The organism is Rhizobium sp. Leaf306 (assembly GCF_001423425.1).
Lineage (GTDB): Bacteria > Pseudomonadota > Alphaproteobacteria > Rhizobiales > Rhizobiaceae > Neorhizobium > Neorhizobium soli.
In genome coordinates, this window is sequence record NZ_LMNX01000002.1 from 798,533 (window position 1) to 818,505 (window position 19,973).

A 19,973-nucleotide genomic window follows, 5' to 3' on the forward strand; every position below is an offset into this window, starting at 1 on the left:
GTAATGTATCGGAGGCACTGCATCGAACTTCGCGGTTGTGCGTTATGGCTGAACACACAAAGGAGAACTCAGATGATCGATGTCGCCCTTATCAAGGAACATGCGGAAGTGATCGGTGCGGACGGCGTCCACATCGGAACGGTTGACCGCGTTGAAGGAAACCGTATCAAGCTGACCAAGAAGGATAGCGGTGAGGGGAGCCATAAAGGCCATCACCATTTCATTTCGCTTGAACTCGTTGCCGATGTCGAAGGCGACAAGGTTCGTCTCTCTGCAGATGGTGACGTCGCAGTGACGTTCGAAGAAGAAGACGGCGGCAAGCCGATCCACTAAAGCAATTCAGCATGCAAAAAGGCCGGCGTTTCTGACGCCGGCCTTTTTTGTTTACGCATCAAAAAAAATTAACGGGTTGGATGGGGGACCCCGAAGCGCTCGGGAAGAAACGCCGTTTCAGTCGCGGCGCCACTCAAGCGAGCGGATTTCTCGTGCGCAACAGGCGTGCTTGGAATGCCAACAAGAATTACAAAGACGGCACCAACAGCAGCTGAACAACACACCAGCAGAATATTACGAATGGTCATGCTTGCACTTCCTCTCGTGATGCGATCGCTTGAGATCGCGATGAAGTAAGCCGGTCCTTGTCCTCCTTGGGATGATCCTAGTTGGCAGCCGACAGCTGTGTCGGAGACGCGAGTATTTCCGTATCGCCAAGCGAGTGATCAGAATACTTGAACACCAGAATACTGAGGACCGAACCGATAAGAGCGACGAAGACTATTCTCATGCTGAGACTCCTTTGCCGTCAGAACGGCGGTCCTGAAGTAAGGTTCCGTAAACCAATTCGTGATAGCGGCCGATTTTAGAACTTTGCGGATTGTTGATTGACAAATGGTTTGCCCCGGCACGTCCTTGGACGAGAGCGGGGCACTTGTGCAGGGGCGATCTGTCTGCCGCGCGGCTTTATTGAACTTTAAACCCGTTACGGGTAATAGGTGTGATCCCTGCATCAGGATTGCGCATTATGGCCGAAACCGCTTCGGGATCCCCACGGCAAGCCTCCAAAGATCCGATGAGCGAAGCCATTGCGCGGAGCAGAACCGGTCTCGTTGCGGTCGCGGTCGCGAGCGGACTGGTCAACGTGCTCTACCTCACCAGCTCATTCTTCATGCTGCAAGTCTATGATCGCGTCATCCCAAGCCGCAGCATCCCGTCGCTGATCGCGCTCAGCTTGCTGGCATTGATGCTGTATCTATTTCAAGGCGCGTTCGAGCTTACCCGCAGCCGCATGCTGACAAGGATTGCCGGCATCATCGATGATACGATGGGGTCGCGGGTTTTCAAGATGATGCTCAAGGCGCCGGTCAAGACGAAGGCGTCGATCGACGGTCTTTCGATCATGAAGGATTTCGACCAGGTCCGTTCGTTTGTCTCGAGCGCTGGGCCGCCGGCCTTTTTCGACCTGCCGTGGCTGCCGTTCTATGTCGCCATCTGTTTTCTGTTTCATCCGGTCATCGGCTATATGGCAGTCGGCGGGGCGCTCATCCTTATGGTGCTCACCTACCTCACCAATCGCAGCACGCAGGTTTCCGCCAAGAAAGTGCACGAACTGACCGGCCAGCGCAGCGCCTTTCTTTCGGCGGCACAACGCAATGCCGAAGTCATTGAGGCCATGGGCATGGCAAACGACTTCTCACGGCAATGGACTGCGACAAACGCCAACTATCGCAGCAGCTATCAGACCAATTCCGATACCTCGAACGGATACCTGTCCGTTACCAAGATTTTTCGAATCGCGCTGCAGTCGGCGGTCCTGGCCGTCGGCGCGGTGCTCGTCATCGAAAACCAGGCATCCGGCGGCATCATCATCGCGTCGTCCATCCTTACCTCCCGCGCGCTCGCCCCGGTCGAGCAGGCGATTGCAAACTGGCGCGGCTTCGTTTCGGCCCAGCAGGCCTGGAAACGGTTGCGGCATATGCTCAATGCTCTGCCGGAGGCCGATATGCCTCTGTCGCTGCCCGCACCGAAGCAAAGTCTGGCGGTGGAGAGCCTATCGAGCGGCCCGGCTGGGCTGCAGAAACTGGTGATTTCCAATGTATCGTTTACGCTTCAGGCCGGCAGCGCTCTCGGCGTGATCGGACCGAGTGCATCCGGCAAATCATCGCTCGTGCGGGCTCTGACGGCCGTCTGGCCGATCTATCGCGGCAGTGTCAGGCTGGATGGCGCAGCGCTCGACCAGTGGAGCGACGAGGACCGTGGCCGCCATCTCGGATATCTTCCGCAGGAGATCGAACTTTTTGCGGGCAGCGTTTCGGACAACATTGCGCGGTTTCGTGAAAACCCTGATGCGGCCGATGTCATTGAGGCGGCAAAGGCTGCGGGGGTCCACGACCTCATCCTGCGCCTGCCGAACGGCTATGATACCGATATTGGCTTGAGTGGTTCCATGCTTTCGGCCGGCCAACGCCAACGCATCGGGCTTGCGCGTGCGTTGTTCGGCAAGCCGTTTCTGGTTGTTCTGGACGAGCCCAATTCCAATCTCGATTCGGAAGGCGAGGTCGCGCTGACGGACGCGATCATCGGCATCCGCAAACGCGGGGGCATCGTGATCGTGGTCGCGCACCGCCCGAGTGCGCTCGCGGCCGTGGATTTCGTGCTGATGATGAAGGACGGTGGTCTTGCGGCCTTTGGTCCCAAGGACGAGGTGCTCTCGAAGGTGCTTCGGCGCGAGAACCAGCCGAACGAGAGAAGTTCGCCGCTCAAGGTCGTCGGGGAAAGCCCGGAACAGGGAAGGCAATAGGTCTCAAGATGACAACAGCCGAGCGATCGCTGAAGCGCCATATCCTGCTCGTATCGACGTTGAGCGTGTTGCTTGTCGGCGGCATCGGCGGCTGGGCGCTCAGCACGACATTGTCGAATGCGGTGGTCGCCGAAGGCAGTGTCGTGATCGAGGACAATGCCAAGAAGGTGCAGCACCTGACCGGCGGTATTGTCTCCGAGCTGCTCGTCAAGGAAGGCGCGCATGTCAAAGCGGGGGACATCCTGCTGCGGCTGGATGGTACGTCGCTCAAATCCAATCTCGGCATTACCAACAGCACGCTGGCACAGCTTTACGCGCGGCGCGCGCGGTTGCAGGCGGAACGCCGCGGTGAGGAGAACTTCACGGTCAAGGAAGCCGAGGCCGCGGGTATCAATTCCCAGACGAACCGCATCCTGATCGAAGGCGAACAGCAGTTCTTCCTTAGCCGTCGCGCCTCGCTCGAGGGCATGAAGAAGCAGCTCGCCGAGCGGAAGAGCCAGCTGGCCGAAGAAATTGAGGGCGCCACGCTGCAGATCAAGTCGATCGACGATTCGATTGTGCTGATCGATGAGGAACACACGGCTATCAGCTCGCTCTACGAAAAGCAGCTCGTGACGATGCAGCGTGTCAACACGCTGAAGCGCCAGCGCGCCGAGCTTGACGGCAATCGCGGACGGATGATCGCGACGCGGGCGCAGGCGCATGGCCGCATCAACGAGATCAACCTGCAGATCCTGCAGCTCGACGAAGACAGGCAGACGGAAAACGCGCGTGACCTGACCGATGTCGAGGCAAAGATCGCCGAATCAGAAGAACGCCGTATCGCCATACAGGACCAGCTCGACCGTCTCGACGTTCGCGCACCGCTTGACGGTTACATTTATCAGCTGGCGCTGCACACGGTGGGCGGCGTTGCCAATCCGGGCGAGGCGCTGATGCTTCTGTCGCCGGAGACGCGCAGCCTGACGGTCGAGGCGAAGGTCGCTTTGCGCAGCATCGACCAATTGAGCGTGGGACAAAGCGTCGACATACGCTTCAGCGCTTTCGACCAGAAGACCACGCCTGAAGTCCAGGGCAAGATTTCGTCGATCTCGCCCGATTCGGTTGTCGATCAGCGTAGCGGCGCTGCCTCCTATATCGTGCGGATTGCGCCTGATGCAGGCGATATCGCGCGGTTACAGGGCCTGTCGCTCTATCCAGGAATGCCTGCGGAGGTGTTTATCAAGGTCGCCGACCGGTCGGTCATCTCCTATCTGACCAAGCCGATGATGGATCAGATCAACCACACGTTCCGTGACGAGTGAGCGGAAAGCGATCAATAGGCAGCTATTGGTCTCAGGCGCTGACGAGAACGCCGGCTTCCTCGGCAGCAGCGACGAAGGCCGCACGGGCGTCTTCCGGCTTGCGTTTTCCACCATCCACTTCGGCGCACACGATCAGCGCACGGTCGATCAGCGGACCGTCTTCGACAGGCCAGTCCTCGATCATCGCCCAGGCCGCCGCCTGGGTCGTTTCGACTGTCGTTTCGACAGGCGGCTCGCCAATCAGGACGACGACAGGTTTTGACCAAGGGTTGTTCATCATCGGGGGAATTTCACATGATTTGATGCAGGTCGAAGACTACGGAACATCTGAAGTCCATCTTCGCCAGCGTCGAGTTTCACCACATTATCTGGATAAATGGTGAGAGCGCAGGGGTTCGAACCCTGGACCTACTGATTAAAAGTCAGTTGCTCTACCAGCTGAGCTACGCTCTCCCTAAAGACTGCCGAGGCATCCTTTGAAAGTGCGCGGAACATATGCAGGTCACTCTTTGCGGTCAACCCCGCTAGCTGTGCAAAATTGCGTTCCTCAACGCTTTTCCCCGGTCGCTTCGCCTGCGCGCAAAAAGGTGACTGGCTTTCCGGGCGCGGCATGCTTAGGTGCAATCGATTCCACGGTGGGAAACTTCCGATCAAAACCTGCGGACCAAAACGTGTCGATTGCTGATATCTCTCTTCTGAGTGCCTTGATTGCCGGCGCTCTATCGTTTCTTTCCCCGTGCGTCCTGCCGCTGGTGCCGCCCTACCTGTGCTACATGGCCGGCATTTCCGTCGACCAGTTCCGCGACGGGCATGCGGCCGTGTCGCGGTCAAAGGATACGCGCCGCGCGGTTCTTTTGGCCGCGTTCTTCTTCACGCTCGGTTTCGCGACCGTGTTCGTTGCGCTTGGCGCCGGTGCGTCGACGATCGGTGTTCTTCTCCGGCAGCATCTCGACCTGCTCTCCAAGATCGGCGGCGTGATCATCATCATCATGGGCCTGAATTTCCTCGGCGTGTTCCGCATTGGCCTGCTTGCGCGCGAGGCGCGGTTTCATGGCGGTGGACAGCCGGCGACGCTGTCTGGCGCCTACGTGATGGGGCTGGCTTTCGCGTTCGGCTGGACGCCGTGCATCGGTCCCGTTCTCGGCGCGATCCTCGGTGTCGCCGCGTCGCGCGATACGGTGGGCGAGGGCGCCATGCTGCTCGCAATCTATTCGCTCGGTCTCGCCGTGCCGTTCTGGATCGCTGCCGGGTTCTCCGGTGCCTTCATGCGGTTCCTCACCCGCTTTCGACGGCATCTCGGTCACGTCGAGAAGGCGATGGGCGTGTTGCTGATCCTGACCGGCCTTGCATTCATCTTCGGTTTCGTGACGTCAGCCGCGATCTGGTTCCAGCAGACCTTTCCAATCCTGATGCAAATCGGCTAACGGAACGGCCATAAGGTCAACCGCGGTAAGGATTAAAGGCGGCATGGGCGACATCATCGGCTTGCTGCTCCCGTTTTTCGGATTGATCCTGATCGGCTACGTGGCCGCAAAGGTCACCAAACAACCGGCCGAGGCGCTTGGATGGATGAACACGTTCATCATCTATGCGGCACTTCCGGCGCTGTTCTTCAAGCTCGTCTCGCGCACGCCGATGGAGCAACTGGCGCGGGTCGACTTCATTCTTGGCGAGATCTTCGCGACCTATTTGATCTTCACGGTGGTGTTCCTGATCGGGTTCCTGATCCGCAAGACGTCATTCGAGGACTGCACGATCCAGGCGTTTGCCGGCGCTTACGGCAACATCGGATATATGGGGCCGGGGCTTGCACTGCTCGCTTTCGGCGAAGCGGCTGCCGTTCCGGTGGCGCTGATCGTCTGCTTCGAGAACGCCGCCCATTTCATCGTGGCACCCGCCATGATGGCGGCAGCCGGCGGCGACGGTCGATCACCGCTGGCGGTGGCGGGCGATATCGCCCGCAAGGTTCTGCTGCACCCGTTCATCATCTCGACAGCTGTCGGCTTTGCATTCGCCGCGATGGCGTGGCAGCCGGCCGAGCCGGTGCAGCGGCTTGTCGATTATCTGGCGCAAGCGGCGGCGCCCTGCGCGCTCTTTGCAATGGGTGTGACACTGGCGCTGCGGCCGGTGCGGCGTGTTCCGGCCGAGATCGGCTATATTGCCGTCTTCAAGCTGATCGTACTGCCACTGACGACGTTTTCGGTTCTGTCGCTGATCGGCGGGTTCGAACCGGTCTGGATCTACTCTGCGACGTTGCTGTCAGCCCTGCCGACGGCCACCAATGTCTTCGTCATCAGCCAGCAATATGGCGTCTGGCAGGAGCGCGCGTCGGCGAGCATCCTGATTATCACGCTGGCCTCGGTCTTCACCCTGCCAGCGATCCTCTATCTCATCCATTCCGGTTTTCTATCTGCGGGCTTGCTTCCTTAGGCCCGAAAAGATCTCGCGCAGTCCGCGGCCCGGTTCGATGCCCTCCCGCATCATCAGATTGCGAAGAGGCGGAGCGTTCTTCAAGACCTGGAGGCCGCCGGCGCGGAGCATCTGGACGGGCAGGAAGTCCGACAGGAGTGAGCGGTTGAGCAGATCGACACCGAAGGTGCGGGTCATGATATCGGGGCGGCGGCTCCGGTTGAAACGATCGCCGATATCCGCGCCAATCGGTCTGTCCGGTTCGTCCGTCACCAGATCGCTCAGCGTGATGATGTCACGCAGCGAGAGGTTGAGGCCTTGGGCGCCGATCGGGGGGAAGGCATGCGCGGCTTCGCCGACAAGTGCGACACGACCCTTGCCGAACCGGTCTGCCATCAGGCTCGAAAGCGGCCAGGCCTGCGGGGCGGCTTCGACGGTCACCTTTCCAAGCATCGACTGCATGCGGTCTTCGACGAGCTGCGACAGCTGGTCGAGATCGGTCGCCATCAACCGCTCGGCTTCTTCGGGCCTCACAACCCAGACGAGGCTGGAGCGGGAACCGGGTAGGGGAACCTGCGTGAACGGACCGGTTTCGGTATGGAACTCCGTCGAAACGTTGTGATGCGGCACCGTATGGGCAAAGTTCATCACCAGGGCGGACTGCGGGTAGGACCAGCGGCGGACGTCTATTCCGGCGGCCTCGCGCGTGCTCGACTTTCGCCCATCCGAGCCGATGACCAGATCAACGGACATCGACGAGCCGTCCGACAAGGTGAGGCTGGCGCGATCACCGTAGAAATCAAACGCGTCGACCTGATGGGTGAACCGGGTCACGTTCGGCTCAAGGTCGATCGCCTTTTCCAGCGCCGGAGACAGAGCGTTGTTGGGAATGTTGTAGCCGAATGCGTAAAGGCCGACATCCTGTGCGCGAAACTGGGTGGTGGGCGCGCGCAGCAGCCGCGTCGTGCCGTCGATGATCTGCATGATCGACAGCGGTGCTGCCGAGGGTGCGATGATATCCCATAGGCCCAGTCGATCCAGCAGGCGGATGGATTGATCCATCAGCGCGGTCGTGCGCCCATCGTCTCGCTCGGATGCCGGCGAAATCAGCGCGACTTTGCGGCCGGCTCGACCAAAAGCCAGCGCCGCTACCGATCCTGTCAGGCCGCCGCCAACGACGGCAATTTCGAACTCGTGCATCTGTCACCTCCGGAGCCATTCGCTCTCACCGTATTTATAGAGTGCTGGCCGTAATTCCAGCCGTAGCAGCGCCAGATTCGCCACGCGCTGCCCACGAGGGATCGAGAGAAATCCTGGTTTTCCCGGTCATAATCAGGTGTGCGCCGGCATGCGCAGTTGCAAACGGGGACAATTGGCCGCATATCTCGCAGGCTTCACGGAAAGGCGGGGGACGCGTGTTCAGGCGACTATTCAATTATCGGAACGTCCCTTACGCGGAAATCCGGGCTTTCTCCGTGCATCTCCTGACGGCGTCAGGCTCGTTCCTGGCATTCCTCGGTGTCGTGGCTGCGGCAGAACATCGATTTGTCGACATGTTCTGGTGGCTGGGGCTGGCACTTCTGGTTGACGGGATCGACGGACCGATTGCGCGCAAGGTGCATGTGAAGGAAGTCCTGCCGAACTGGTCGGGCGATACGCTCGACAATATCATCGATTACGTGACTTACGTTCTCCTGCCGGCCTTTGCGCTTTATCAAAGTGGAATGATCGGCGAACCCTGGTCATTCGTTGCGGCCGGCGCCATCGTCGTTTCGAGCGCGATCTACTATGCCGACATGGGCATGAAGACCGACGAGTACTTCTTCTCCGGTTTCCCGGTCGTCTGGAACATGGTGGTGCTGACGCTGTTCGTCATCGATGCCAGTGCCACGACGGCAATGATCGTCGTCTCGGTGTCGGTCGTTGCCACTTTCCTGCCGATCAATTTCCTGCATCCGGTGCGCGTCAAGCGCCTGCGGCCGCTCAATCTCGGGATCTGCCTGCTCTGGTGCGCGCTCGCCGGCTACTCGCTGCTCCTGCATTTCCAGTCACCGGACTGGCTCGTCTGGGGCGTCGTGATCAGCAGTCTTTATCTCTATTGCATCGGCGGCATCATGCAGCTTTTTCCAGGTCTTGGAAAATAGCTGCGTTTTTTCGCAACGCGTCTCTTTGCTGTTGTGCAAGGCAACAAAAACGGTATCAATATCAACCCAGTATCCGGTCAGACCGGACGGGTTCAGCATTTGAAATAACTGCGACGCGGAAATACCGGCACTCAAGACCGGGCGCGCGGGTGAACGAGGGGACGTCGTGACTTTTTCCGAGAGCGAGCAGGCTGCTTCGCTTTTGTCGGTCCGTGGACTGACGAAGCTGTTCGGCGATTTTGCTGCGTGCAGTGGTATCGATCTCGATATCGCGCCGGGTGAAATCCATGCGCTGCTCGGCGAAAACGGTGCCGGCAAATCCACTCTCGTCAAGATGCTGTTCGGCGTGCTTCAGCCATCGGGCGGGCAGATTGTCTGGCAGGGGAACCCGTTGACGATTGGTTCGCCTGGGGAAGCCCGGCAGCTCGGCATCGGCATGGTGTTTCAGCACTTCTCGCTGTTCGAAGCGCTGACGGTTGCCGAAAACATCGCGCTCTCGCTCGATCCGAAGACACCACTTGCCAAGATCGCCGAAGAGGCTGCCTCGCTTTCCAAGGCGTACGGACTGCCGCTTGATCCTTATGCGCATGTGGCCGACCTTTCGGTCGGTGAACGCCAGCGGATCGAGATCGTGCGGGCTCTCCTCCAGAACCCGAAGCTGATCATTCTCGACGAGCCGACCTCCGTGCTCACGCCGCAGGAAGCGGACCGGTTGTTCGAGACGCTTTTCAAGCTGAAGTCCGAGGGCCGCTCGGTGCTTTATATCAGCCACCGGCTGGAGGAAGTGCGTCGCATCTGCGACCGCGCCACCGTTCTTCGCCACGGCAAGGTGACCGGCGCCTGCGATCCGAGGCAGGAGACGCCAGCGTCACTTGCCCGGATGATGGTGGGGACGGAAGTTGCCGCGGTGCATCGGGACGAGACGGTGGCACTCGGCGACGTGCAGCTCGATGTGACCGATTTGACCGTGAAGGCGCGCTCGCCGTTCGCAGTCAGCCTGAAGAATATTTCTATGCGCGTGCGCGCGGGCGAGATCCTCGCGATTGCGGGCATTGCGGGCAATGGCCAGAGCGAACTGTTCGACGCGCTGTCGGGCGAATATCCGGTTGCCGATGATGACCGGATCAAGGTCCGCGGCAAGTCCGTGGGTCGCACGGGCATCAATGGCCGGCGGTTGCTCGGTGCCAGTTTCGTGCCGGAGGAGCGGCATGGTCATGCTGCCGTGCCCGGCATGTCGCTGACCGACAATCTGCTTCTGGCGCGCAGCCAGCCGGACCGGAAGGCATTCCTGTCGGGCGGTCTGGCGTCGATCGTGCGTTCCGGTGCGATCCGCTTGGCTACCAAACGCATCTGCCAGCAGATGGACGTGCGCAAGAGTGGAGAGAATCCGCTGGCCGGCTCGCTTTCGGGAGGCAATCTGCAGAAATTCGTGGTGGGGCGCGAACTCGATCGGCAGCCTTCGATCATGATCGTCAACCAGCCGACATGGGGCGTCGATGCCGGGGCCGCGAGCCGCATCCGGCAGGCGCTGATCGATCTCGCGAAATCCGGCTCTGCCGTCGTCGTGATCAGCCAGGACCTTGATGAGATTTTTGAGGTGGCAACCAATATCGCTGTGATCTCGGAGGGCAAGTTGTCGGAGCCGCATCCGGTCGGCAGCCTGTCGCTGGAGCGGATCGGGCTGATGATGGGTGGCATCCACGAGAGCCATTCCATCCCTGACGCCATGCCGTCCTCGCCGGAGGCAACGCATGCGCATTGAACTGCAAAAGCGTGCCCGTGTCTCGACGCTGTTTTCAGTTCTGTCGCCGCTTCTGGCGCTGGTGCTGACACTGATCGGCGGGGCGATCCTGTTCTGGGCGCTCGGCAAGAACCCGGGCTCGGCGCTCTACAGCTTCTTCATCGAGCCGCTTCTCGAAGTCTGGTCGCTGCATGAACTGGCCGTCAAGGCCGCGCCGCTGATCCTGATCGCGGTCGGGCTTTCGATCTGCTACCGCTCGAACAACTGGAATATCGGCGCCGAGGGCCAGTTCACGATCGGGGCGATCACGGGTTCGATCCTGCCGGTTCTTTATCCCGAGTGGCATTCGCCGATGATCCTGCCGCTGATGCTTCTGATGGGCATTGCCGGCGGCGCGCTCTACGCGGGCATTCCCGCACTTTTGAAGACGCGTTTCAACACCAACGAAATCCTGACCAGCCTGATGCTGGTCTATATCGCGCAGCTGTTTCTCGACTGGCTGGTCCGCGGCCCTTGGCGTGACCCGCAGGGCTATAATTTTCCACAGACGAAGAGCTTCCAGATAGAAGCGGTGCTGCCGGAAATGCTGGCCTCCGGCCGGGCCCATTGGGGCTTTGCGTTCGCGATCATTGCCGCTGTCGCGCTCTGGTTCATGATGCGCTTCATGTTGAAGGGTTTCGAGGTTCAGGTGCTCGGCCAGTCGGAACGGGCAGGGCGTTTCGCCGGCTTTTCGGCGCGTCGGATGGTGTGGTTCTCGATGCTGGTCTCCGGCGGGCTTGCCGGGCTTGCGGGGATCTCGGAAGTGTCCGGTTCGATCGGCCACGTACAGCCGTCTATCTCGCCCGGATACGGTTTCACCGCGATCATCGTCGCGTTTCTGGGGCGTCTCAATCCGCTCGGGATCATCGCGTCGGGCCTCGTTCTGGCGCTCACCTATCTCGGCGGTGAGGCAGCCCAGCTTTCGATCGGGATTTCCGACAAGGTCAGCCGCGTCTTCCAAGGCCTGCTGCTGTTCTTCGTTCTGTCCTGCGATACGCTGATCCATTACCGCATCCGGCTGATCTTTGCCGGAAGCCAGGCGGAGGCAAAGGGCTGATGTTCGAGGCGATCCTTCTCACCGTCATCACTGCCGCAACGCCGCTCGTCATCGCAGCGCTCGGCGAGCTCGTCACCGAACGTGCAGGTGTGCTCAACCTCGGCGTCGAAGGCATGATGATCATGGGCGCCGTCTGCGCCTTTGCGGCGACGCAGATGACCGGTTCGCCCTATATCGGCATCGTCGCCGGCATTGTCGGCGGTGGGCTGTTCTCGCTGCTGTTCGGGTTCCTGACGCTGACGCTGGTGGCAAACCAGGTGGCGACGGGACTGGCGCTGACGATCCTGGGTCTCGGCATTTCCGGCCAGCTCGGCGAGAGTTTCGTCGGCCAGCCGGGCATCAAGCTGCAGCCGATCGTCATTCCGCTCCTGTCGGATATTCCCTTTTTCGGCCGCGTTCTCTTCGCGCAGGATCTCACCTTCTATCTGTCTATCGCGCTTGTCATCGGCATCAACTGGTTCCTGTTCAAGAGCCGTCGCGGCCTGAAGCTTCGCGCGATCGGCGACAACCACGGATCGGCGCATGCGCTCGGCATCAACGTCATCCGCACGCGCTATTTGGCAGTGCTGTTCGGTGGCGCCTGTGCGGGTCTTGCCGGTGCGCAGCTGTCGCTTGTGTATACGCCGCAATGGGTGGAAAACATGTCGGCTGGACGCGGCTGGATTGCGCTTGCGCTCGTCGTCTTTGCTTCGTGGCGGCCATGGCGGGTTCTCGCCGGCGGCTATCTTTTCGGGGCCGTGACGATCGGGCAGCTGCATGCGCAGGCGTTCGGTATCGGCATTCCGTCCCAGGTTCTGTCCGCACTTCCTTACGTGGCGACTATTGTCGTCCTCATCATCATCTCGCATAATCGTCGCACGACGCTCATCAATACGCCGGCTTCGCTCGGAAAGGCATTCGTCCCCGATCGGTGACCGCGGTAAGCACACCCCGTCTTCAAGCCAATAGAGGTTTAGGAAATGAAGAAACTGATTATCGCCCTAGCCGCGTCGGCCGCCCTTCTGGGTGGTTTCTCGACCGGCGCGCAGGCCCAGGAAAAGAAGAAGGTCTGCTTCATCTATGTCGGTTCCAAGACCGACGGCGGCTGGACCCAGGCGCATGATCGCGGCCGTATCGAGCTGGAAAAGGCACTTGGCGACAAGATCGAGACGCCGTTCCTCGAAAGCGTGCCGGAAGGTCCGGATGCCGAACGTGCGATCGAGCGCATGGCCCGCTCCGGTTGCGCGATCGTCTACACGACCTCGTTCGGCTTCATGGATGCGACCGTGAAGGTTGCCGCGAAATTCCCGGACGTGAAGTTCGAACATGCAACCGGCTTCAAGGCTGGTCCGAACCTCGCGACCTACAATTCGCGCTTCTACGAAGGCCGCTACATCCAGGGCCAGATCGCTGCGAAGATGTCGAAGAAGGGCGTTGCCGGCTACATCGCATCCTTCCCGATCCCGGAAGTGGTGATGGGCATCAACGCTTTCGAACTCGGTGCGAAGTCGGTCAATCCTGATTTCAAGCTCAAGGTCGTATGGGCCAACACCTGGTTCGACCCGGGCAAGGAAGCCGATGCCGCCAAGGCACTGGTCGACCAGGGCGTCGATATCCTGACCCAGCACACCGACACGACGGCACCGATGCAGGTTGCAGCCGAACGCGGCATTTTCGCATTCGGTCAGGCCTCCGACATGATCGCCGCCGGTCCGAAGACGCAGCTGACTGCGATCGTCGATACCTGGGGCGCCTATTACATCAAGCGCACCAAGGCACTTCTCGACGGCTCCTGGAAGTCCGAGCAGATCTGGGACGGCCTGAAGGACGGTATCCTGACGATGGCGCCCTACACCAATATGCCTGACGACGTGAAGGCGATGGCCGAAGAGACCGAAGCCAAGATCAAGTCCGGCGAACTGCATCCGTTCACCGGCCCGATCAACAAGCAGGACGGTTCCGAGTGGCTGAAGGCCGGCGAAAAGGCCGAGGACGGCGTTCTGCTCGGCATGAACTTCTACATCCAGGGCGTGGACGACAAGCTTCCGAAGTGAGCTCGTCTATAAGCTGAATTTCAAAGGGCGCCTTCATCGGCGCCCTTTTTGTTTCTGATGGACATATGCCGTTTATCGCCCTTCAAGACACTTGCTGCTACACAGGCGGCGATCGCCGAAGGAGATTCTGAAATGAGCCGTTCCTGCCTTGCCGTCATTCTTGCCGCTGGCGACAGTACGAGAATGAAATCGTCCATGTCGAAAGTGCTGCATCCGGTCGCCGGGCGGCCGATGATCGCGCATGTGATGGCAGCGGTCGCTTCGGCCGGCATGACGGACGCAGCACTTGTGGTCGGCCGCGACGCAGACAAGGTTGCCAAGGCAGGTGCAATCGGCGGGATATCGGTCAAAGCTTTCCTGCAGACGGAGCGGCTTGGCACCGGACACGCAGTTCTCGCGGCGCGTGACGCGATCGCGGAAGGTTTCGACGACGTTCTGGTGGCCTATGCCGACGTTCCGTTGATCACCGCTGCCCCGTTCATGGCCGCTCGGGCTGAGTTGCAGAATGGCGCCGATGTCGTGGTCATCGGCTTCCACACGGACAAGCCGACCGGCTACGGTCGTCTTCTGGTGGAGAATGGCGAACTTGTCGCCATCCGGGAGGAGAAGGATGCGACTGAGGAGGAACGCAAGGTCACCTGGTGCAATAGCGGCCTGATGGCAATCAACGGTGCCAAGGCTCTGGCCCTGCTCGAACAGATCGGCAATGCCAATGCCAAGGGCGAGTATTACCTGACGGATCTCGTGGAGATCGCCCGGGCGAACGGCGGCAAGGTCGTTGCCGTGGATGCGCCCGAAACGGAACTGACCGGCTGCAACAACCGGGCGGAACTGGCTTACATCGAGCGCCTGTGGCAGGAGCGTCGCCGACATGAACTGATGGTGTCCGGTGTCACCATGATTGCGCCGGAAACAGTTTTCCTGGCCTATGATACGCAGATCGGACAGGACGCGCTGATCGAGCCGAATGTGGTGTTCGGGCCGGGCGTGACGATCGATAGCGGTGCGGTCATCCACGCGTTTTCCCATATCGAAGGTGCGCATGTCAGTTCGGGTGCGACAGTCGGGCCATTCGCGCGGCTACGGCCAGGTGCTGATCTCGCCGAGGGCTCGAAGGTCGGGAATTTCTGCGAGGTGAAAAACGGCAAGGTGGGCGAGGGCGCCAAGGTGAACCACCTCACCTATATCGGCGATGCCGTCATCGGCGCGCATGCCAATATCGGCGCCGGCACGATCACCTGCAACTATGACGGCGTCAACAAGCATGAGACCCGGATCGGCGCGAACAGCTTTATCGGATCCAACTCGTCATTGGTTGCGCCGGTGTCGATCGGCGACGGGGCCTATGTCGCGTCAGGCAGTGTGATTACCGAGGATGTGCCTGACGATGCGCTGGCCCTTGGTCGCGCCCGGCAGGAAGTGAAGCCGGACCGCGCAAAGGTGATCCGCGAGCGCGCGCTGGCGATCAAGGCATCCAAGGCGAAGTAGCCGTCCGGGGCTACATTGAAGACGGAAGGATCCGTCGCTGCGGGAGGGGCAAGAACTGCTTCGAACAGGCCGCAGCGGCAGGTCCGACCCATTAAGGATTTCGCGTTACTGTTCGACATCGAAAGTGACCGCGCCGGTGATTGCACGGCGAGGGCAATCGGCTAGGACTTCGCGATCGAACGAGAAGAATTGGAGAGGCCTATATGTGCGGGATTGTCGGGATCGTAGGCCATGAGCCGGTAGCGACGCGTCTGGTCGAGGCGTTGCGGCGGCTGGAATACCGCGGCTATGATTCCGCTGGCGTCGCCACCATCCACGACGGCAAGCTCGATCGCCGCCGCGCCGAGGGCAAGCTGTTCAACCTCGAAAAGAAGCTCGATGGCGAGCCGCTGCCGGGCATGATAGGCATTGCCCATACCCGCTGGGCGACGCATGGCGTTCCGAACGAGACGAACGCGCATCCGCATTTCGTCGACGGAGTCGCGGTTGTTCATAACGGCATCATCGAGAATTTCTCCGAACTCAAGGACGCCCTGATCGCCGAAGGGGCTGTCTTCACCAGCCAGACGGATACGGAAGTCGTCGCGCATCTACTGGCGCATTACACGCGCGAAGGCTTGGGGCACCGCGAAGCGATGCTTGCCATGCTCAACCGCGTTTCTGGTGCCTATGCACTGGTCGTGATGTTCGAGGACGAGCCTGGCACGATCTTTTCGGCCCGATTCGGACCGCCGCTTGCCGTCGGTCATGGCCGTGGTGAGATGTTCTTAGGATCGGACGCAATTGCGCTTTCGCCCTTTACCAACGAGATCACCTATCTGGTCGATGGCGACTGCGCCATCATCACCCATGATCGTCTCGAGGTCATCGACTACGAAGGCAGGCCTGTTACCCGCAAGAGCCAGATTTCGCAGGCCGCGACCTTCATGGTCGACAAGGGCAACCATCGCCACTTCATGGAGAAGGAGATCTACGAGCAGCCGGAGATCATCTCCCATGCGCTTGCCCATTACATCGACTTTGCCACCAACACGGTGAAGCCGACGGATACGGCGATTGATTTCTCGACGGTGTCCGGTCTCGCGATCTCCGCCTGCGGTACGGCCTATCTGTCCGGTCTTATCGGCAAATACTGGTTCGAGCGGTACGCTCGCCTTCCCGTCGAGATCGACGTCGCCTCGGAATTCCGCTACCGCGAACTGCCGCTGTCGCCCAGCCAGGCGGCGCTGTTCATCTCGCAGTCCGGCGAGACAGCCGATACACTCGCATCCCTGCGCTACTGCAAGGATCAGGGGCTCAAGATCGGGGCCATCGTCAATGTCCGCGAATCGACGATCGCGCGCGAATCGGATGCCGTCTTTCCAATTCTCGCAGGACCGGAGATAGGTGTCGCCTCGACCAAGGCGTTCACCTGCCAGCTCGCGGTTCTGGCGGCTCTTGCGATCGGCGCCGGTCGCGTTCGTGGGACAGTGACGGAGAGCGACGAGAAGGCGATGGTAAAGCACTTAGCCGAGATGCCGCGAATCATGAGCCGGGTATTGAACGACATCCAGCCGCAGATCGAGGCGCTTTCGCGAGAGCTTTCGCGCTTCAAGGATGTGCTCTATCTTGGTCGCGGCACGAGCTATCCGCTTGCACTGGAAGGTGCTCTGAAACTCAAGGAAATCTCCTACATTCACGCGGAAGGCTACGCAGCCGGCGAACTGAAGCACGGACCGATCGCCCTCATCGACGAGCACATGCCGGTCATCGTGATTGCACCACATGACCGGTTCTTCGAAAAGACGGTCTCGAACATGCAGGAAGTGGCGGCGCGCGGCGGCAAGATCATCTTCATCACCGACGAGAAGGGGGCCGCTGCCTCGAAACTTCCGACGATGGCGACAATCGTGCTGCCGAATGTGGACGAGATCATTTCACCGATGATCTTTTCGCTGCCGATCCAGCTGCTCGCCTACCATACGGCCGTGTTTATGGGCACCGATGTCGATCAGCCTCGCAACCTCGCCAAATCCGTAACTGTGGAGTGATCGGGAAAGGGTTGCTTTCCCTTGCATCGCAGCATTGCATCTTGCATTGTCGCATTCGATGAATGCGACAATGCAAGTCACAGGTAAGGAATTTTCATGAGCGACAGCCCAGAGCGCTTATCGCTGGCCGGTCGGCTCAGAAACAACTTCCTGACAGGCCTGATCATATGCGCGCCTTTGGCGATCACCATATGGCTTACCTTTACCTTCATCGACTGGGCCGATAGCTGGGTAACGCCCTACATCCCGCAGCGTTACGACCCCCAATATTACTTCGATGTAACGATTCCCGGCACCGGTCTGCTGCTGGCGATGGTGATGATCACCATCATCGGCTTTCTCGGCAGGAACCTGATCGGTCGCTCGATCGTCAGTTTCGGCGAGTCGATCCTCAACCAGATGCCGCTTATCCGGACCATCTACAAGAGCGTCAAACAGATCCTGGAGACGGTTCTGAAGGAACAGTCCACGTCCTTCAAGAAGTGCGGCATGGTGGAGTTTCCGACACCCGGCACCTGGGTGCTGGTGTTCATTGCCGGCGATGCACAGGGCGAGATTGCCGAGAAGCTTAACGCGGACGGCGAGGAGATGGTGGCGGTGTTCATGCCTCCGACGCCTGTTCCGACGGCAGGTTTTCTGATGTTCGTGCGCAAAAGCCAGATCATCATGCTCGACATGACGCCGGAAGAGGGCGCCAAACTGTTGATCTCGGGTGGGCTTATATCGCCGGCCTATACGCCGAAGCCGGGCGAGGTCCCGATCCTGCCGGCACCGCAGGACATGCCCACTGTTACCACTCCGCCGACCGCCCTTTAGCCTGCGCGCAGGAAGCGGATCGCTTCGTCGCGTCGATGTAGATAGAGCAGGGCGCGTACGGCCTCGCCGCGTTCGCTTGTGAGGTCCGGATCTCGATCGAGGAGGTAGGTCGCGTCCTTGCGGGCGATCTCGAGAAGATCCGCGTGTGCTTCGAGGCTTGCGATCTTGAACCCTGGCGTGCCTGACTGGCGGGTGCCGAGGAGCTCTCCCTCGCCACGCAGTTTCAGGTCTTCCTCGGCGATCAGAAATCCGTCCTCGCTGTCGCGGAGAATCGACAGGCGCGCGTGGCCGGTCTCGCTGAGTGGTCCCTTGTAGAGAAGAATGCAGGTGGAGGCTTCGTCTCCACGCCCCACACGCCCACGCAACTGGTGGAGCTGCGCCAGACCGAACCGCTCCGCATGTTCAATCACCATGATCGTCGCATCGGGCACGTCGACGCCGACCTCGACGACGGTGGTTGCGACAAGCAGGCGGATCTCGCCGTTCTTGAAGGCGCTCATGACGGCGTCTTTTTCCGGTCCGGCCATTCGGCCATGCACGAGGCCGACATTGTCGGCACCGAGTTCGCGGGCCAGTACCGCGTAGCGCTCCTCGGCCGACATGAGTTCTGATACATCCGATTCTTCGACCAGCGGGCAGATCCAGTAGGCCTTCTTTCCCTCTGCGACGGCGCTGCGCAGGCGGCCGACGACGTCGCCGATCCGTTCGGTCGGGATCGTCACGGTCTGGATCGGCTTTCTGCCGGCCGGCTTTTCGGTCAGCTTGGACACGTCCATGTCGCCGAAGGCTGCCAGCACCAGCGTGCGCGGGATGGGCGTCGCGGTCATGACCAGCATATGCGGGGATATGCCCTTGGCGGTCAGACGCAGACGCTGATGCACGCCGAACCGATGCTGCTCATCGACGACGGCCAGCATCAGGCTGTGATAGCTCACGGTATCCTGGAACAGCGCGTGGGTGCCGATGACGATCTGGGCCTCGCCGGATGCAATCCGCTCGACGATGGCTTCGCGTTCGCGACCCTTGGTGCGGCCGGTCAGCAGTTCGACCGTGACACCTGCGGCACCGGCCAGTTTCGAGATGGTCGAGAAATGCTGGCGGGCGAGGATTTCAGTCGGTGCCATCAGAACGGCCTGGCCGCCGGCTTCGACGGCGGCTGCCATCGCCAGAAGGGCCACCAGCGTCTTGCCGGCGCCGACATCGCCCTGCAGCAGCCGCAGCATGCGGTCTTCGCCTGCCATATCCTTGGTGATATCCTCGACAGAGGATTTCTGGCTCGGCGTCAGCGAAAAGGGCAGCGCGGCAACGAGACGGGCGGCAAGCTCGCCCTTTACCCGGATCGGCTGTCCCGGCACTTTGCGGATCTTCTGGCGCACCAGTGCCAGCGACACCTGGCCTGCGAGAAATTCGTCATAGGCCAAGCGGCGGCGTGCCTTGGACTGGGGATCGATATCCGTTTCGTCCCGCGGATCGTGCAGTTCCTGAAAGGCTTCCGTTACGGTAGGAAAGCCCTCGCGCTGCGTGAGGCTCAGATCCGCCCATTCCGGGAACTGGGGCAGGCGCGCGATTGCAGCTTCAATCGTCCGGCGGAATGTCTTCGAAGAGAGGCCCGCAGTCATGGGATAGACGGGCTCGACAAGCGGCAGGTTTTCGGCTTCCGATACCTTCACCATGAAATCCGGATGGATCATCGAGGCGCGGCCGTTGAACCAGTCGACCTTGCCGCTGACCATGACCTGTTCGTCGACCGGAAGCGTCTTGTGCAGCCAGTCTCCCTTTGCCCGGAAGAAGGTGAGGGCGAGTTCGCCCGTCTCATCGTGCAGAAAGACCCGGTAGGGCTGGTTGGTCCGGGCCGGTGGCGGCTGATGCCGGTCGACGCGTCCCTCGATGGTGACAATCGCTCCCTGCGGCGCGAGCGCGATGCCCGGACGATTGCGGCGATCAATCAGCGAATAAGGCGCATGGAACAAGAGATCGACGACCCGGCAGTCTTCCGCATCCTCGCGTCCGGTGACACGCGCGATCAGGTCGGCGATCTTCGGGCCGACGCCGGGCAGCGATGAGACGGAGGCAAACAGCGGATCGAGTATGGCAGGGCGCATGGTTGGCTAAATG

Annotated in this window: 18 protein-coding genes and 1 tRNA gene; 13 read left to right on the plus strand and 6 right to left on the minus strand. The window is 60.5% G+C overall.

The window, feature by feature from the left end; genetic code table 11:
• Positions 1-72: 72 nt before the first annotated feature.
• Entirely contained in the window at positions 73-333 is a 261-nt protein-coding gene (locus ASG19_RS11580) for a DUF2171 domain-containing protein (RefSeq protein WP_062456750.1), read from the plus strand.
• Between the two features lie 68 nt (positions 334-401).
• Here the strand turns inward: ASG19_RS11580 and ASG19_RS23890 are convergent, their stop codons facing one another.
• Entirely contained in the window at positions 402-581 is a 180-nt protein-coding gene (locus tag ASG19_RS23890) for a hypothetical protein (RefSeq protein WP_156461849.1), read from the minus strand.
• A 77-nt stretch (positions 582-658) separates the two neighbouring features.
• Positions 659-784, minus strand: coding sequence for a hypothetical protein (locus tag ASG19_RS24625; protein ID WP_256413796.1), 126 nt, complete (start codon positions 782-784; stop codon positions 659-661).
• A 237-nt stretch (positions 785-1,021) separates the two neighbouring features.
• Between ASG19_RS24625 and ASG19_RS11585 the strand changes: the two genes are divergently transcribed.
• Together ASG19_RS11585 and ASG19_RS11590 are read left to right on the plus strand one after the other, a co-directional pair.
• Positions 1,022-2,797, plus strand: coding sequence for a type I secretion system permease/ATPase (locus tag ASG19_RS11585; protein WP_062456754.1), 1,776 nt, complete (start codon positions 1,022-1,024; stop codon positions 2,795-2,797).
• 8 nt (positions 2,798-2,805) lie between these two features.
• Complete coding sequence (locus ASG19_RS11590) at positions 2,806-4,101, plus strand: HlyD family type I secretion periplasmic adaptor subunit (RefSeq protein ID WP_062456757.1); 1,296 nt, start codon at positions 2,806-2,808, stop codon at positions 4,099-4,101.
• A gap of 31 nt (positions 4,102-4,132) precedes the next feature.
• On the opposite strand, the gene ASG19_RS11595 is transcribed toward ASG19_RS11590, so the two are convergent.
• Entirely contained in the window at positions 4,133-4,378 is a 246-nt protein-coding gene (locus tag ASG19_RS11595) for a DUF982 domain-containing protein (protein ID WP_062458038.1), read from the minus strand.
• Between the two features lie 100 nt (positions 4,379-4,478).
• Positions 4,479-4,554, minus strand: a tRNA-Lys gene (locus ASG19_RS11600).
• A 218-nt stretch (positions 4,555-4,772) separates the two neighbouring features.
• On the opposite strand from ASG19_RS11600, the gene ASG19_RS11605 reads away from it, so the two are divergent.
• Complete coding sequence (locus ASG19_RS11605; RefSeq protein ID WP_062456760.1) at positions 4,773-5,525, plus strand: cytochrome c biogenesis CcdA family protein; 753 nt, start codon at positions 4,773-4,775, stop codon at positions 5,523-5,525.
• 43 nt (positions 5,526-5,568) lie between these two features.
• Positions 5,569-6,531, plus strand: coding sequence for an AEC family transporter (locus ASG19_RS11610; RefSeq protein WP_062456763.1), 963 nt, complete (start codon positions 5,569-5,571; stop codon positions 6,529-6,531).
• On the opposite strand, the gene ASG19_RS11615 is transcribed toward ASG19_RS11610, so the two are convergent.
• A complete protein-coding gene (locus tag ASG19_RS11615) occupies positions 6,508-7,710 on the minus strand; it encodes a UbiH/UbiF family hydroxylase (RefSeq protein WP_062456766.1) in 1,203 nt (400 codons plus the stop codon). The genes ASG19_RS11610 and ASG19_RS11615 overlap by 24 nt on opposite strands.
• Positions 7,711-7,925: 215 nt before the next feature.
• Here ASG19_RS11615 and pcsA point away from each other — a divergent pair, with 215 nt between their 5' ends.
• From pcsA to ASG19_RS11655, 8 genes are all read left to right on the plus strand, one after another.
• Positions 7,926-8,654: a phosphatidylcholine synthase gene (pcsA, locus tag ASG19_RS11620; RefSeq protein WP_062456769.1), complete on the plus strand. Its 729-nt coding sequence runs from the start codon at positions 7,926-7,928 to the stop codon at positions 8,652-8,654.
• 166 nt (positions 8,655-8,820) lie between these two features.
• Entirely contained in the window at positions 8,821-10,416 is a 1,596-nt protein-coding gene (locus tag ASG19_RS11625; RefSeq protein ID WP_062456772.1) for an ABC transporter ATP-binding protein, read from the plus strand.
• Positions 10,406-11,491: an ABC transporter permease gene (locus tag ASG19_RS11630; RefSeq protein ID WP_062456776.1), complete on the plus strand. Its 1,086-nt coding sequence runs from the start codon at positions 10,406-10,408 to the stop codon at positions 11,489-11,491. The genes ASG19_RS11625 and ASG19_RS11630 overlap by 11 nt, the downstream gene beginning before the upstream one ends.
• Positions 11,491-12,405: an ABC transporter permease gene (locus ASG19_RS11635; RefSeq protein WP_062456779.1), complete on the plus strand. Its 915-nt coding sequence runs from the start codon at positions 11,491-11,493 to the stop codon at positions 12,403-12,405. The genes ASG19_RS11630 and ASG19_RS11635 overlap by 1 nt, the downstream gene beginning before the upstream one ends.
• Before the next feature lie 45 nt (positions 12,406-12,450).
• Entirely contained in the window at positions 12,451-13,524 is a 1,074-nt protein-coding gene (locus tag ASG19_RS11640; RefSeq protein ID WP_062456782.1) for a BMP family ABC transporter substrate-binding protein, read from the plus strand.
• Positions 13,525-13,656: 132 nt separating this feature from the next.
• Complete coding sequence (gene glmU / locus ASG19_RS11645) at positions 13,657-15,012, plus strand: bifunctional UDP-N-acetylglucosamine diphosphorylase/glucosamine-1-phosphate N-acetyltransferase GlmU (RefSeq protein WP_062456785.1); 1,356 nt, start codon at positions 13,657-13,659, stop codon at positions 15,010-15,012.
• Positions 15,013-15,215: 203 nt separating this feature from the next.
• Entirely contained in the window at positions 15,216-17,042 is a 1,827-nt protein-coding gene (glmS, locus tag ASG19_RS11650; protein ID WP_062456788.1) for a glutamine--fructose-6-phosphate transaminase (isomerizing), read from the plus strand.
• Positions 17,043-17,138: 96 nt separating this feature from the next.
• Positions 17,139-17,858 (plus strand): DUF502 domain-containing protein, encoded by a 720-nt coding sequence (locus ASG19_RS11655; protein ID WP_062456791.1) that lies wholly within the window; start codon positions 17,139-17,141, stop codon positions 17,856-17,858.
• Here ASG19_RS11655 and recG read toward each other — a convergent pair.
• Positions 17,855-19,960 (minus strand): ATP-dependent DNA helicase RecG, encoded by a 2,106-nt coding sequence (gene recG / locus ASG19_RS11660; RefSeq protein WP_062456795.1) that lies wholly within the window; start codon positions 19,958-19,960, stop codon positions 17,855-17,857. The two genes, ASG19_RS11655 and recG, sit on opposite strands and share 4 nt — an antisense overlap.
• Positions 19,961-19,973 lie beyond the last annotated feature (13 nt).

What these genes read in the sequence shown, in the direction of transcription:
- ASG19_RS11590 (WP_062456757.1), top strand. Translation starts at nt 2,806, where the DNA reads ATGACAACAGCCGAGCGATCGCTGAAGCGCCATATCCTGCTCGTATCG.
- glmU (WP_062456785.1), top strand. Translation starts at nt 13,657, where the DNA reads ATGAGCCGTTCCTGCCTTGCCGTCATTCTTGCCGCTGGCGACAGTACG.
- ASG19_RS11630 (WP_062456776.1), top strand. Translation starts at nt 10,406, where the DNA reads ATGCGCATTGAACTGCAAAAGCGTGCCCGTGTCTCGACGCTGTTTTCA.
- ASG19_RS11585 (WP_062456754.1), top strand. Translation starts at nt 1,022, where the DNA reads ATGGCCGAAACCGCTTCGGGATCCCCACGGCAAGCCTCCAAAGATCCG.
- ASG19_RS11635 (WP_062456779.1), top strand. Translation starts at nt 11,491, where the DNA reads ATGTTCGAGGCGATCCTTCTCACCGTCATCACTGCCGCAACGCCGCTC.
- ASG19_RS11580 (WP_062456750.1), top strand. Translation starts at nt 73, where the DNA reads ATGATCGATGTCGCCCTTATCAAGGAACATGCGGAAGTGATCGGTGCG.
- ASG19_RS11595 (WP_062458038.1), bottom strand. Translation starts at nt 4,378, where the DNA reads ATGAACAACCCTTGGTCAAAACCTGTCGTCGTCCTGATTGGCGAGCCG.
- ASG19_RS11655 (WP_062456791.1), top strand. Translation starts at nt 17,139, where the DNA reads ATGAGCGACAGCCCAGAGCGCTTATCGCTGGCCGGTCGGCTCAGAAAC.
- ASG19_RS11610 (WP_062456763.1), top strand. Translation starts at nt 5,569, where the DNA reads ATGGGCGACATCATCGGCTTGCTGCTCCCGTTTTTCGGATTGATCCTG.
- ASG19_RS11615 (WP_062456766.1), bottom strand. Translation starts at nt 7,710, where the DNA reads ATGCACGAGTTCGAAATTGCCGTCGTTGGCGGCGGCCTGACAGGATCG.
- ASG19_RS23890 (WP_156461849.1), bottom strand. Translation starts at nt 581, where the DNA reads ATGACCATTCGTAATATTCTGCTGGTGTGTTGTTCAGCTGCTGTTGGT.
- ASG19_RS24625 (WP_256413796.1), bottom strand. Translation starts at nt 784, where the DNA reads ATGAGAATAGTCTTCGTCGCTCTTATCGGTTCGGTCCTCAGTATTCTG.
- ASG19_RS11640 (WP_062456782.1), top strand. Translation starts at nt 12,451, where the DNA reads ATGAAGAAACTGATTATCGCCCTAGCCGCGTCGGCCGCCCTTCTGGGT.
- glmS (WP_062456788.1), top strand. Translation starts at nt 15,216, where the DNA reads ATGTGCGGGATTGTCGGGATCGTAGGCCATGAGCCGGTAGCGACGCGT.
- recG (WP_062456795.1), bottom strand. Translation starts at nt 19,960, where the DNA reads ATGCGCCCTGCCATACTCGATCCGCTGTTTGCCTCCGTCTCATCGCTG.